The sequence below is a fragment of the Amycolatopsis sp. NPDC005232 genome (assembly GCF_040607795.1).
Lineage (GTDB): Bacteria > Actinomycetota > Actinomycetes > Mycobacteriales > Pseudonocardiaceae > Amycolatopsis.
This window is the reverse complement of sequence record NZ_JBEXHL010000029.1, coordinates 81,062-93,347: the sequence shown is the minus strand read 5'-3', so window position 1 is coordinate 93,347 and position 12,286 is coordinate 81,062. Positions and strand designations below refer to the sequence as shown.

The window sequence follows — 12,286 nt, the reverse complement described above, 5'->3', positions numbered from 1 at the left end:
CCACCCTCTGCTCCCTCCGCGTCCCCGCCTTGCTAAGCGGGGACATCCTCGGTTAGCCTACCCTGGATGTAATCGGGGGAGTCCCCGGTTATGGATTACGGGTGCAAGGGAGAGCGGCGGATGTACAAGAAGATCTCGTTCCTCACGAAACGCGACGGGATGACGACGAAGGACTTCATCGACTACTACGAGAACCACCACGTGCCGCTGATCCTCCGCCTGGCGCCGGCACCGGACGTCTACAAGCGGCACTACGTCGTGCGCGGCGACGAGCTGAACCTCCGCGAGGACGACATCGAGTTCGACGTGGTGTGCGAGGTGGCGTTCGCCGACTCCGCGGCGTTCCACCGGTGGCTGGACGCGCTGAGCGCGGCGGGAAGCCAGGTCCCCGACGACGAGGCGAAGTTCCTCGACAGGTCGCGCCACATGTCCTTCACCGACGACGAGCGCGTGACGTCCGCATGAGGCGCATGACGTCCGAATGAGGCGGGAGCGATCCCGCCGGCACACCTCGATCAGTAAGGACCTACCAGCATGACCATCACCGGCACCGTCACGCGCTTCACCCGGGGCGAGACGACCTTCCACACGTACACCGCGCCGGAACTGGGCGGCCGGGTCAACACGCACATCGTCGAGACGCGGACCGAACTCACCCTCATCGACGCTCAGCTCCTCCTGCCCATGGCGCGGGAAGTCGTCGAGGTCGTCAAGGGCCTCGGCAAGCCCCTCGGCCGGATCTTCATCACCCACGGCCACCAGGACCACTACTCCGGCTTGCAGGTGCTGGACGAGGAGTTCCCCGGCACCACGATCTGGGCAGTGGAGTCCGTCCGGAACTACATGACGCAGTGGAGCCAGCAGGTACTGGACGCCCGCCGGGCCGTCGTCGGCGACGTCATCGCCGAGCGGGCCGTCCACCCCGACCGCACCCTCGCGCTCGGCGAGACCATGTTCCCCGGGTTCCGGATCAACGTCGAGGAGGTCACCGAGACCGAGGCGCACTCAAGCGCGCTGATCACCTTCCCCGAAGAGCGCGTGCTGTCGGCCAACGACAACTTCTCCGGCCCCGGATACAACCTGTTCTTCGGTTCCGTGAGGAACGGCAACGCCGAGAACTGGATCGCCCTGCTTGAGAAGATCAAGGCCCGGACCGACATCGACATCGTGCTGAGCGGCCACGGTCCGAACACGGACCCGCGGTCCGGTGCCGAGGTCTGCATCGAATGGCTGCGCACCGCGATCAGGGCCCGTGGCGAGTCCGCCGACGCGGCCGCCTACGCCGCTGCCATGAAGGCCCGCTACCCCGACAACCTCGACCCGATCTGGATCGACTTCGGTGCCGAGATGCTCTACGGAGTGGACGGGGCGCTCAATCCCGCCCACGGGCTGCTTGATCCCTGAGCCCGGTCGAAGCCCCGTGTCGCGCCTGAAGGACGCCGGGCGTGATCCGGCGGAAGACCCCTCGGTCCTGCCGAAGCAAGTTACCGAGGTGCTCGAGCAGTGGCACGAGCTCGGCCTTGTCCGGTACGCCGCCTGAGCCGCAGGCGTGGCCGGACGGACGCGCACGCAACCTTGAATCCAGACCGCACGAGCATGAGCACACCGTGCGGTGTGCGTCAGGGCGACAGCTCGGCGTCCGAGGGTGAGGCCGGCGATCCCGTCGGCAAGTGACGTCGCAGGTGCTGCAGGGTGTCCGCGAGGCTGAAGCTGGCGGGGATGGTGGTTTCGCCGGGAACGCCGAGCTGGTCGCCGGCGACGTACCGGCTGCGCATGTCCTCAGAGGTGAATTCCTGCGCCTGGGGACGGGTGGCGTGGCGGGCGACGGTGTCCTCGAACGGCACGTCGAAGTAGATGACGTGGGTCTGGCCGCGGTGGTCGGCGACTAAGCGGCGCAGCATGGTGCCGTAGCGGTCGGCGTGCAGGATTCCTTCGAGGACGACGTGGAACCCGCTGTCGAGGGCGTGGCGGGCGACGAGGTCGATGAGCCTGATGTTCGCGGCGCCGGGACGGTCGTGCTCGCGCAGCACGTGCCGGCGCAGGAGGTCCTGTTGCACGAGGGCCAGGCCGTGCCCGTAGGCGGAACGCACGGCCTCGGCCACCGTCGTCTTACCCGAGCCCGAGGGGCCGCGCAGCACGAGAAGCGTGGTGTTCTCGTGCCCCGTCGGAGGGCTCACGGGGTGGATCCTTGGTCTGCAGCGCCGCACCGACCTCGACCAGCCAGCTGCGAGCCGGCCCGTCCGGCACCGGCAGCCGCCGTGTCGCACGCCGCCGGGCCGAAGGCAAAAACGGACGTTTTCGCAGCACCCGGCGCGGGGCGACAGTGATGGGTGCTCACGCCTCGCGCTCGGAGGTGGTCTCGACGTCGGGGTTCTCGTCGTGGTGGGCGCCCGTCACCGAGGCCTGCCGGGCGGCGGCCGCGGATCCCTCGTCCAGCGTCGTCGTCCGGCGCCGCGCTGGTGTGCTACGCCTCGTCAAGCCCGAGTCGGCGGGCCAGCGGATCGTCGTCGCTTTGGAAGTAGTCGATTTCGGCAAAAGTCGCGGCGGACTTGCCTTGTGCCTGCCTGATGACGCGCTCAGGGTGGGCGTCGATGGCCTCTAGCGCCTGGACATCACGGCGCACGCGGGCTCGGTGACCGTCCTTGGTGACGAGAACTTCGACCGCCCGGACATCGCAGTCCTTGTTGGTGCAGTACAGCTGGACGCGTCCGGTGTCGGAGGACAGGTCATGGCCGGAGACCGTTGCGGTCTCGGCGCCGCAGAAGTAGCACAACACCTTCGCCTCATTGGGCTGGTGCCGGATCCAAGGCTGAGTACCGCTCTCCCATTCCACCCGGCTGATGATCTCACGGGGGCCTGCGGTGGCCGCGTGTTCGTCAGCGGCAGAAACCGCTGACCCCCACACCACCTCAACATGGAAGGACATCGCCGCCATGGTCCACGTCGCCATCCCTGACCCGACCGACCTGCCCGACCTCGACATCGAGCTGGCTAACGCCATCGCCGACGGCGACGAACAGGCAGTCCGCGCCCTGGTGCCGACGTTCCGGGCACACCGGCTCCAGCTCTGGGGCGACGTCCGTCCAGCCGGACCAGATGAACAAGTAGCCGGGCCGGTCCCGCCCCGATCGGCGAACTGCCAGGCCACGGCCGCGACGGCATCTCGACCGACCGCCACTGATCACCCGTTGACCCACCGCCAAGGGCCGGTGGGCCACAACATCACGGTGTGGCCCACCGGCCCTTTGTCGTTTCAGGCCCCGGATCCTCTGCCTATCGGGGCGATCCGCCGCCGGTGGTCAGCGGACGGTGAACGTGGGTCGCCACTCCACCGCTTGGCCACCGGTGCGCCCGTGGAGCCAATCCCGCAGCGTGGTCTCTGCACGTCACTGCCACTGCTGTGAGGGGCCGCCGGTGCACGTCACGAGCTTCACGCGGCGGTCAGGACCCTCCCCTACGCAGTTGAGGGGGTTCACATAGCTGACGAGTTGGTAGAACGGACCCGTCGTGGGCACCGGCCTCCACAGTGCCGCCTGGTCGGCGGCCAGACACGGCTTCATCGTCAATACGGTGTTGCGCACCGTGAGGCAGAGCCGGGTAGCCACTTGCCGCATCGCCGTCGGATCATCCCCGGGGGTCATGATCCAGAGCTGGTAGTTGCCGTTGTTGCAATCGGTGGCGTAGGGGCCAACGTCGGCCCGGAAATCCAGACAATGGTCTGTGGCCTGATTCCGCCAAGTCCACTCCACCGCTGTAGCACTCGCTGGCGCGGCGCTCAGTCCGAGCGCCAGCACAGCAGCCGCGCACACGGCAGCCAGCTTCTTGACGATCATGAATCCCCCATTCGACTTGGCCTCTCGCATCGAGGCACCGCCGCGCAGTAAACCAGCCAAATCACCCCACAACGCCTGCTTTGCGGGAAGTTCACCCCGACCGCGCAGACCCTGGACCGAACAGCTGCCAGGGCTGTCCGCGCGGCTCTGTGGGCGGCGTCGTGGTTCGTCGACCTGGGTGTTCCGCGCAGGCTGGCCGCGCACCTCTCGAGGGGCCGGCATCCACAGCCGTCGTCATCTCGCCGCAGCTGACGACCAGCGGACGGTGAGCATGGTGGCCGCGCCCAGCGCCTGCCACCGATGCGCCAGCTCGGGCCCGAACAGCAGGTAGTCCCCGGTCTCGCGCAGCACCACGCTCTCCTCGCCGACGTCCACACGGAACGCGCCCCCGGCCACGAGAATCGTGAGCGTGCGCGCTGCCACCGGCGGGCTCCACACGTCCCGCGCCTCGCCAGCAGGGTGGTTGGCCCACTTCACCTCGACCTCGTCGGCGTGCCGGCCGCTCTCATGGGGGGGCGAAATGCCCGACCAGCCAGCCCCGCACACCAGCGTCCGCAGACGCGTTGCCCGTGACGATCCGCGGCCCGGCTCCCGGCTCGCGCGCGCCGGCAGCGACACACCGGGCCAGCCAGGTTTTCACGCATTTACGAGAGATCCCCATCGCGGACGCGATATGCGCCTGCGGCCACCCCGCCCGGTGACGTTGGACGATCAGCAACCTGCCCACGAATGTCCGGGCATTACGGTGAGACACGAGAGCCTCCGACTGGAGTGGGTCCTAGACAAACCACACCCCACCCGGAGGCTCTCCCCACGTCAACCAGGCCGCTCGCCACCAACGTCCTGGCCAAATACACCTAGGACACGTACTGCTTCTCGGCGAGGAACTGCCGCACGGAGTCGGTCAGGCTCAGCTGCCGCGTGGCCTGCCGGTGCGCCGTCCCTGCGCTGTCCGGCGGCACGTCCGGACGCTGGCCGCCCGCACAGGTGGCCCGGGTGGCGGGCACCACGCCCCCGACCAGGTACCGGTCGACGAGATCGGACACACAGTCGTTGTTGCCGTATTGGCCGTGTCCGCCGTCGTCGGTCACGGTGATCAGCGAGTCCCGCAACCGGTCGGCCATCGCGGGACCGCCGGGGTAAGCGGTCTGCGTGTCGCCCTCGGCCTGGATGACCACGCCAGTCGGGTAGCCGGCCCGCTTGAGGTCGGTCACCTTGTCCGTCGGGGTGAAGCTGCGGAAGGTGCAGTTGCTCGGCGCGGCCTTGCGGACGCCGTCCCAGTACGGGTAGTTCTCCCGGGCGTCCTTCATGTCCCGGTAGTAGACCGACAGGTCACGCGGCCAGTCGGCCTCGCACGTGATGGTGTCGTACGTGCCGTTCGTGGCGTAGTCCCCGGGAACCCCGTTCTTCATCAGCTTCACGGCCGTGCCCGCGTCGACGAGGGCGGGAGAACCCAGGGCGAGCTTGCCGTCGGCCGCGTCGGACAGGGCCTTCATCTCCTCGCCCACGCTGTCCCACGCCCCGCGTGCCCGGGACAGGTACCCGAGGACGAAGTAGTCGTAGTCGGTCTGGGTCACCGTGCCGAACCGGGGGTCGGTGATCGGGGCGGTGCCGAGCTTGGCCGCGAGGGCTTCCGAAGTGGCGTGGACCTCGTCGTGCGACTTGCCCAGCCCGTACACGGAGTTGCGCTCGCCCAGCCAGGTGAACAGCTCGTCGACGTTGGCGCGCGCCGCCACCGCCTGCTGCCGCCAGACGTCGCGCCAGACCCAGTCCGGGTTGATCGACGAGTCGAGGACGCTGCGGTTCAGCTTGCCGGGGAACAGGCTGCCGTACACCGCCCCCAGGTAGGTCCCGTACGAGACGCCGAGGTAGTTGATCTTCTTCTCGCCGAGCACACCGCGGATCACGTCCATGTCGCGCGCGGTGTTCGGGGTGTTGACGAAGGGCCGCAACCCGTCGTCGTCCTGCCGGCAGCCGGCTTCGGCTGTACGCGCCTGCTGGGTGTAGAGCGCGAACTGGTCGTCCGTCGGTCGCGAAGGCAGAGTCACCGCGTTCGGGTCGGCCTCGCAGAACACCTCTGCGGAGCCGCCGCCGGTACCCCGCGGGTTGAAGCCGATCATGTCGAAGTCCTGCGCGATCGGGCGGTCGCTGTAGGTCATCGGGAGGTCTTGTCCCCAATCGCCTGGGCCGCCCGGGTTGACCAGCAGCACGCCCTGGCGGTGCGCGGGATCCTTTGCAGGCAGTTTGCTGATCGCCAGGGGGATCCGGCGTCCGGCGGGGTGCCGGTAGTCCATCGGGACCTCGATGGTGGCGCACAGGAGCCCCGGGGTCGGCGGGCCGCCCAACTCACACGGCGCCCACTGGGGTTTCTGGTCGTAGAAGGCGGACAGGTCGGTGGCTCCGGCTGTGGCGGCCGGCGCGGCGAGCACCCCCATGGTGCTCATCAGGACCGCCGCGCTCAGCCATCTGGACGCTCGCACACAAGCTCCCTCCGTGCCGGCGAGCTCTTCGCCGATTTTTGTCGTCGAAGGGGAATTGCTTGCCGGTGCCGGAAGTGTTCACGCCGCTACAGAACTCGAGCGAGAGCAGTTACGAAGCCGTCGGTGACTTCGCGTGAAACGACGCGACCGACGGTTCGGCCTCGACTTCCACGACAACCTCAGGCTGCACCGGCATGTACTGCGTCATCCCACGGCGCCGAACCCGCCGGCTGAGGTGAACGCCGCAGGCTCGCCGGTGACGGTTCTGGCTCAAACTCCGGATTCATGTTGTGGAAGGTCCTGGCCACCGCTTGTCCGCGTCGATCGGAGGCTCGCCCGGCTCGACCTCGACCAACTGGTGGGTGTCCAGCAATTCCTGGATCGACTTCTCCAGCACGAACGCCTGCCCACCACCCGGCTGGTCGAACCACGGAACTGCGGCACCGGTGAGCACATTCAACCGATTCGTCGCGCGGTACACGTGGTACGGGCGGTCCGCCCATTCTGGTGGCAGCGAACGTTTCTCGAACATCGTGCCGGCGGCGTAGGTCACGTTGCCGCTCGGGTCGCCGAAGCGGTCCAACCTAGTGCCGGGCGCCAAGATGCGCCACCTCTTGTCTTCGAATAGCGTGAGCGGCGGATCAATCGGTCGCGGCTGAGTTTCCGGCCCCGGGACCGTCTCCCTGTCGTTCCGCTGGTGGTGACCAGAGCCGGTGTGGTTCAGGGGAAACATCAGCTCGAGGTCCGCAGCGCTGTCGGTCGAATTCGCCGTGTCGTCGTCGGATTCGTCACGCCGGTCAACCTCGGCCGTGTGCAGGGCGATGTGCTCGATTTCGGCGCTCGGCGTGGGTTCGTCGGCGTCGATGTCCGGCGCAAGGTTGTCGACGACGCGGTCCTCGACGGCGTTTTTTCTGGCGTGCCGCTGGTGCTCATAGGCCGCTTCCCAGAGCGCGTCGACCTTAGCCACGACGTCCGGACCATGGCGAATGCGCCCGAGGGCGACGAAGGCCTCAACGATGTTGATCATGATTGGGCGATTGGGCAGCTCGGGTTTGCTCAGAATGTGATGGACCCGCGTGTGCGAGGGCTTACTCCACTCGCCGGGATTGGCCTCGGCGCGCGCCTTCAACCAGTCGGCGATCTCTTTGGTGCTGCGATGGCCAGAGAACTCGTGCAGCCGGTGCAGCTCGTCGTTCAGCTCCCGCAGTGGCCCGTCTGGCAACTCGGGCTGCCGCCATCTCGGCATCGCGCTCTCCCCAGATGCTCATCACTCAGCAGCGAATGGCACTCACTATAAACAGATGTAAACGATCAAGCTCTCAGTTCGTTTGGCTCGCAGGCACCCGGGCACCAAACATCGGACAAAAGTCGTCTATCGGGGCGTTGCTCGCCATAAACTGACATCAAATATCGCTCTGACCTGCGTAAACATTGATAGATCGGTTCGCGTCGATCACGACGCGAAGAGGCGTTTTCGGTAGGTCGGAGGCAGCAGGGATGACCTGGGTGTGGATCGGGCCCGTGGTCGCGGCGGTGGCGACCGCGGTGACGCGGTGTGTGGTGGCGAAGATCCGCGCGGCGAGCCAGCGGCGTGTCCTTGAGGTCACCCTCAAGGACACGAGCCCGCAGGAGCGGGTGGCGATCCTGCAGGCGCTGCACGACTGGGCGAAGTCCGAGTAGGCGTGGCCCGCCCGCACGGGAGCCTCGGTTCACCTGGCCCTGTGCCAGGCGGCCACGGCTGGTGCATCCCGGCGATTCCTTCGGCCGGATCGTGGCGTGGCTGTGGAGCCACGATCGGGACGAGACCATGCTCAGCATGAGCACCTACGCGGACCTGAGCACCACAGCGCTCGACCGTCTCATCACCGAGGCCGGCCGCGGCTGGCCCCACGCGCTGGCCTGGATGGACGCCCTCGCCGACACCACCGTCCCCGGCGTCGTCGACTTCCCCGTCCGCGCGAAGCCGGAGTAGCCGGCGCGCTGACGCGCTCCGGCGTTGGTCGCCACCGCCGGGCTCCGAACGGCCGAGGCTGGTGTTTGCGTGCGGGAAGCTCGACGGTGACACGTCGTGAAGTCGAGTTGGAGCCGCTGCTGCGGCAGTGACGGCGGTGGCTACAGGGACAAAATCAATGGGCCTGCGGATAGCCGATTTCGGAGATGTCTTGGGCCAGGTCTGCCAGGGTGACCTCTACATTCAACGCCGACACGAGTTCCTGGGTCAGCGGCCGCGAGGCATACAGGGCACTCACCGCTTCGAGATCCACAGAGACCTCGTAGTAGTCCTCGGCGAAGCTCTGGAACGCTTCAGGTGATCGGTCGACCAGTAGTTGGAACAGACCGGTCGCCCCATCAGGGTCAGCACGGTTCGAGGGAAAGTCGATCGTGCCGTGGCGCCACCGATCGTCCTTCGCCTCCCGCCACAAGCAGGCCGTCACGACGGGCACGCCGTCCTCGTCGGTGAACGCCGGCTCCTCGACGAAGGGCTTGAAGACCTCGGGAACGCCGTCGATCACTCCCGGCCAGGGCTCGCCATCGTGGCCATATGGGCTCATCGGCGATTCGTGGCCGAAGCCGCGAACATAGACCCCGGCCGCCGAGAACACGATGGAGTACTCGTCTCCTGACCCGTTGCGCATCGAGGCCATCTCCTCGCCTTCCGCCCAAGTGGCGTTGAAGGAGTAGTACCGACTCTCCCAGTCCGGGCTCAGAATCGCGTTGAGCATCGCAAGCGAGCGGCACAGGTCCCGCAGGTCGGCGATGGCGGGAAGCTGGCGGGCTACGTCATAGACAGTCACGGGTTCATCCAACCGGGCCCCTCTGACATCGGCCCCGCCCACGCCGGCCGGGCAGCGCTGGCGCGAGTGGTGAGCCCAGTGCGCGCCGGCGGCGTGCGGTGGTGGTAGTGGTGCAGACCGTGGGTCAGCCGACGACCTTGTGGAGGAACACGATCGACCCGCCTGTGGCGGTGAGGCCTGCCAGGATGGCGGCGGGGATGTTCGTGCCGGCGAAGAAGGTCAAGGTGCCGACAGCGCCGCCGCATATGAAGGCGAGCAGCAGGATCACGGCGGTGCGGCCGAGGCGGTCCACACGGTCTCCCACGGCCGACCCTTCCTGTCGGACGAACTGGTCACGACCGTCCTCGACAACCACCTGCTGCCGCGACCGCTCGACATCGCCCTGCACGAGTACAGCCGAAGCACCGACACGACTTCGGCCGAGTACGGCGACCTCCACGCGGCCGTCATCGAGACCTTGCGCGCGCTGGCCAGGACACGGGACACCTCGCCCACCCGGGCAACAGACACACTGCGCCGCCCCAGCGGCGGAGTCGCCACCCTCACCGGCAGCCCTGAACCGGCACCGAACCGACTGGAGTACGAGCACGGGAGGCGCTGGGATCGCCATCCTGAGCTCAGCGCCGATCCTCTGCCGGGCGGGTCCGCGGTGGCGGAACCCCGATTCCCCACGTTCACCGAAGCGGGCCACCTGCTGGGCGCACTCGCCGCGCCCATCCGGATGGCAATCGTGCTGCAGCTGCGCGAAGCCGAGCGGTCCGTCCACGAGCTGGTAGACGCTCTCGACATCGCGCAGCCACTGATCAGCCAGCACCTGCGGGTCCTCAAGACCGCCGGGGTGGTGCAGGGCGAACGCCGCGGCCGCGAGGTCGTCTACCGGCTCATCGACGACCACCTCGCCCACATCGTCGCTAACGCTGTAGACCACGTTTCCGAACATCCTGGCCGCAGCGAAGAACCCGACGAACTGCGAGCCAGATATCTCCGCCGGCGCGGGTGACAACCCGCACCGGCGGCCGGGTTGACCGTTGACCGTTCCGGCGGGAAACGGGCCCACCGCGCCGGCTGCCAATGTTGTCGGTGGCTCTGGCTACGATGCGGCGCCGGCCGGACGGAGATCGTGAGGGACTCGCGGCCATGGGGGGTGGGTGTGAGATGGTCCCCCGCATCGGGGCCGGGGACTGGATTGAATCCGTGTCCCCGCCCCCCAACCAATCGACGCCTGGTTTACGGCTCGAAGTGGACGTCGAAGGTGATGTCGTCGGGGTTGAGGTCGAGGCTGACGGCGATGGATTCGCGGGCCACGCGACATGCTTTGCGGATGTGGCGTGTCTGGGTGAGCCCGTCGATCTCGGGGGTATGCACCATCCACCATCTGGCCTTGCGGGTAACGGTGATTTGGTAGCTATTCACTGCCGGGCCTCCTCGTTCGCTCGCCGCATCAGCAGTGAACTTCGTACTCGATCTCCGCCTTCGCCGCGTCGCTGTCGGATGCCGTGTCGTCGTAGTAGGCAGTGAGCCGGAGGCCTTGGCACTCGACGGCCGAGTACGTCCCATCTGGGCCGCTGCTCTTGCGTTCGTCGTCGTCACAGCCTGCGGCGGCCATCACAGCGACAGCCAGGAGCGCGATCAGTGCTGGTCGGCGCGAGGTTGGGCGCGTTTTCACGATCGGAAGTCGCCTCAACACGGGTAGACGTTTCGACGCGACAGGCGGTTACGCCCTCTACCAGTACCAAGGCACCGGCGTGTATGCCGGCCGCGGACCGATCCGGCCACGCAACGGCCAGTTCCTGGTGTTCAAGCCGAAGGACATGGGCCCGTCCTCGCCGACGGCCGCGGCTCCCGCGGCGGCTACGTGTTCGCGAAGCAGGTCAAAGGCCCCCCGGGAACCCGTTCCTGCTCCGCGCCCTCGAGTCGAACTCGCCCTGGCCCGTCCGCCGGCTCATGTACGACGCGGCCGCCGCCACTGACACTTACCCAGCGCAATTGAATGATTACAGCGTGCTTGAGATGCCTTCCGAAAAAGCGTTGGAAGCTTTCCGCAAAAGTTAGCCAGTACCTGGCAGTTAGGCTTTCTCCCGAGGCCTCCGGAGTTGCCCCAGATGCGATCCATCGGCAGCTCCGCCAGCCGGACGCGGCTTGGACGTACTAACGACTCGCACGCACCGCGTGCGTGACATGACGGGAGACCAGATGCCCGAAGGAGGGGCTCACGAAAGCGACTGCTTCTGCGGTCGGATGCGGCGCCTGGGGAGGAGCGCGACAGTTCGCGCTATCGCGCTCCTTAGCGCCCTGACGCTGTGCCTGCACGAGCTGAACCAACTCAAGGGCTAAGGGTTGCGGACCCCTGAGGGGGGTTGGGCCGGAAGTCCGGCCGCCCTCGCTCTTCGACTTCCGAGGCGAGCCCGGCGGCGACCGGAGTATTACACGCCTACCGCCTCCCCTCAGCGGGGCAGGCACTTCTCCGGCCCCGGGGAGTGTCCCGTGATGAGCCACTGTCCTTTGTCGACCTGCGTCAGCTGGAAGACCCCGAGCGCCGGACCGCCCTCGACGTCGAACATGCAAGAGTCGATGGTCACGACACCGGCCGGTGCCGGCCCAGACACATAGGAGGGCAAGGACTCGGCGTAGTCGTTCAGACTCGTGACCTGCTCGTGCAGCGCTTCGACCGCAGCGCGACAGTCCGCCTGGCCGACATCCTGGGCGAACTTGTCCTGGACGTCCTCGCGGAACCGGCCGCAGGCGTCGTCGACGGAGCCCTGCGCGATGTTTTGGTACACGGACCGGACGGCCTCGTTGGGGTTCACCGAGAAGATGTGTTTCGTGTGGAATGGCTGCACAGGCGTGGTCTGGGCAGCTGACGTCGGGGAGGGGCTGGGGAACACGCGGGACTCGAAGTGGCGTACCGCATCAGCGGTGCCGCTGTCATTGCCGGCAGTGAAGCTCACTGCGGCGGTGATGCTCAGGGCCGCCAAGACCACGACCGCGCCGACGACGATTCCACCGGTCCCGTTACGCAGTTGCCGTTTGTCCCCCATAGCCCTGTCTTCCCCCTCATTGAGCGGCGACACGCAACACGGAACGCACGGAGCGCGAGGCTAGCGCGCGGGGGCTCGAATGTGGTCATCGGAGCCGACCTCGTGTCCGCCTCACCGCGCTCCTGCTGACCGCCATCGAC

Annotated in this window: 16 protein-coding genes; 5 read left to right on the top strand and 11 right to left on the bottom strand. The window is 67.4% G+C overall.

What is annotated here, in order from left to right; all coding sequences use genetic code 11:
• Positions 1 to 120 precede the first annotated feature (120 nt).
• Positions 121 to 465 carry an EthD domain-containing protein gene (locus tag ABZU76_RS38520; protein WP_354879118.1) on the top strand — a complete coding sequence of 115 codons (345 nt, stop codon included), beginning with the start codon at positions 121 to 123 and terminating at the stop codon, positions 463 to 465.
• Between the two features lie 69 nt (positions 466 to 534).
• The gene (locus tag ABZU76_RS38515) at positions 535 to 1,404 is read left to right on the top strand and encodes an MBL fold metallo-hydrolase (RefSeq protein ID WP_354879115.1); all 870 of its coding nucleotides are present in this window, start codon (positions 535 to 537) and stop codon (positions 1,402 to 1,404) included.
• A 215-nt stretch (positions 1,405 to 1,619) separates the two neighbouring features.
• On the opposite strand, the gene ABZU76_RS38510 is transcribed toward ABZU76_RS38515, so the two are convergent.
• The 7 genes from ABZU76_RS38510 to ABZU76_RS38480 form a co-directional block, all read right to left on the bottom strand.
• Positions 1,620 to 2,177, bottom strand: coding sequence for an AAA family ATPase (locus ABZU76_RS38510; protein WP_354879112.1), 558 nt, complete (start codon positions 2,175 to 2,177; stop codon positions 1,620 to 1,622).
• Between the two features lie 287 nt (positions 2,178 to 2,464).
• A complete protein-coding gene (locus ABZU76_RS38505; protein WP_354879109.1) occupies positions 2,465 to 2,950 on the bottom strand; it encodes a hypothetical protein in 486 nt (161 codons plus the stop codon).
• A 436-nt stretch (positions 2,951 to 3,386) separates the two neighbouring features.
• Complete coding sequence (locus tag ABZU76_RS38500; RefSeq protein ID WP_354879106.1) at positions 3,387 to 3,833, bottom strand: RICIN domain-containing protein; 447 nt, start codon at positions 3,831 to 3,833, stop codon at positions 3,387 to 3,389.
• Between the two features lie 234 nt (positions 3,834 to 4,067).
• Entirely contained in the window at positions 4,068 to 4,256 is a 189-nt protein-coding gene (locus ABZU76_RS38495; protein WP_354879104.1) for a hypothetical protein, read from the bottom strand.
• A gap of 82 nt (positions 4,257 to 4,338) precedes the next feature.
• Positions 4,339 to 4,587 carry a leucine zipper domain-containing protein gene (locus ABZU76_RS38490; RefSeq protein WP_354879101.1) on the bottom strand — a complete coding sequence of 83 codons (249 nt, stop codon included), beginning with the start codon at positions 4,585 to 4,587 and terminating at the stop codon, positions 4,339 to 4,341.
• A 103-nt stretch (positions 4,588 to 4,690) separates the two neighbouring features.
• Complete coding sequence (locus ABZU76_RS38485) at positions 4,691 to 6,313, bottom strand: alpha/beta fold hydrolase (protein WP_354879098.1); 1,623 nt, start codon at positions 6,311 to 6,313, stop codon at positions 4,691 to 4,693.
• A 283-nt stretch (positions 6,314 to 6,596) separates the two neighbouring features.
• A complete protein-coding gene (locus ABZU76_RS38480) occupies positions 6,597 to 7,559 on the bottom strand; it encodes a TNT domain-containing protein (protein WP_354879095.1) in 963 nt (320 codons plus the stop codon).
• Between the two features lie 251 nt (positions 7,560 to 7,810).
• Here ABZU76_RS38480 and ABZU76_RS38475 point away from each other — a divergent pair, with 251 nt between their 5' ends.
• On the top strand, positions 7,811 to 7,993 hold the full coding sequence (locus ABZU76_RS38475; RefSeq protein ID WP_354879093.1) for a hypothetical protein: 183 nt from the start codon (positions 7,811 to 7,813) through the stop codon (positions 7,991 to 7,993).
• A 136-nt stretch (positions 7,994 to 8,129) separates the two neighbouring features.
• A complete protein-coding gene (locus ABZU76_RS38470) occupies positions 8,130 to 8,285 on the top strand; it encodes a hypothetical protein (RefSeq protein ID WP_354879090.1) in 156 nt (51 codons plus the stop codon).
• A gap of 154 nt (positions 8,286 to 8,439) precedes the next feature.
• On the opposite strand, the gene ABZU76_RS38465 is transcribed toward ABZU76_RS38470, so the two are convergent.
• Positions 8,440 to 9,108 carry a hypothetical protein gene (locus ABZU76_RS38465; RefSeq protein WP_354879087.1) on the bottom strand — a complete coding sequence of 223 codons (669 nt, stop codon included), beginning with the start codon at positions 9,106 to 9,108 and terminating at the stop codon, positions 8,440 to 8,442.
• A gap of 124 nt (positions 9,109 to 9,232) precedes the next feature.
• Positions 9,233 to 9,412 carry a hypothetical protein gene (locus ABZU76_RS38460; protein ID WP_354879267.1) on the bottom strand — a complete coding sequence of 60 codons (180 nt, stop codon included), beginning with the start codon at positions 9,410 to 9,412 and terminating at the stop codon, positions 9,233 to 9,235.
• A 327-nt stretch (positions 9,413 to 9,739) separates the two neighbouring features.
• Here ABZU76_RS38460 and ABZU76_RS38455 point away from each other — a divergent pair, with 327 nt between their 5' ends.
• Positions 9,740 to 10,108 carry a metalloregulator ArsR/SmtB family transcription factor gene (locus tag ABZU76_RS38455; protein WP_354879244.1) on the top strand — a complete coding sequence of 123 codons (369 nt, stop codon included), beginning with the start codon at positions 9,740 to 9,742 and terminating at the stop codon, positions 10,106 to 10,108.
• A gap of 227 nt (positions 10,109 to 10,335) precedes the next feature.
• On the opposite strand, the gene ABZU76_RS38450 is transcribed toward ABZU76_RS38455, so the two are convergent.
• A complete protein-coding gene (locus ABZU76_RS38450; protein ID WP_354879084.1) occupies positions 10,336 to 10,521 on the bottom strand; it encodes a hypothetical protein in 186 nt (61 codons plus the stop codon).
• 1,031 nt (positions 10,522 to 11,552) lie between these two features.
• A complete protein-coding gene (locus ABZU76_RS38445; RefSeq protein WP_354879081.1) occupies positions 11,553 to 12,179 on the bottom strand; it encodes a hypothetical protein in 627 nt (208 codons plus the stop codon).
• Between the last annotated feature and the right edge of the window lie 107 nt (positions 12,180 to 12,286).

What these genes read in the sequence shown, in the direction of transcription:
- ABZU76_RS38520 (WP_354879118.1), top strand. Translation starts at nt 121, where the DNA reads ATGTACAAGAAGATCTCGTTCCTCACGAAACGCGACGGGATGACGACG.
- ABZU76_RS38515 (WP_354879115.1), top strand. Translation starts at nt 535, where the DNA reads ATGACCATCACCGGCACCGTCACGCGCTTCACCCGGGGCGAGACGACC.
- ABZU76_RS38505 (WP_354879109.1), bottom strand. Translation starts at nt 2,950, where the DNA reads ATGGCGACGTGGACCATGGCGGCGATGTCCTTCCATGTTGAGGTGGTG.
- ABZU76_RS38500 (WP_354879106.1), bottom strand. Translation starts at nt 3,833, where the DNA reads ATGATCGTCAAGAAGCTGGCTGCCGTGTGCGCGGCTGCTGTGCTGGCG.
- ABZU76_RS38480 (WP_354879095.1), bottom strand. Translation starts at nt 7,559, where the DNA reads ATGCCGAGATGGCGGCAGCCCGAGTTGCCAGACGGGCCACTGCGGGAG.
- ABZU76_RS38475 (WP_354879093.1), top strand. Translation starts at nt 7,811, where the DNA reads ATGACCTGGGTGTGGATCGGGCCCGTGGTCGCGGCGGTGGCGACCGCG.
- ABZU76_RS38470 (WP_354879090.1), top strand. Translation starts at nt 8,130, where the DNA reads ATGAGCACCTACGCGGACCTGAGCACCACAGCGCTCGACCGTCTCATC.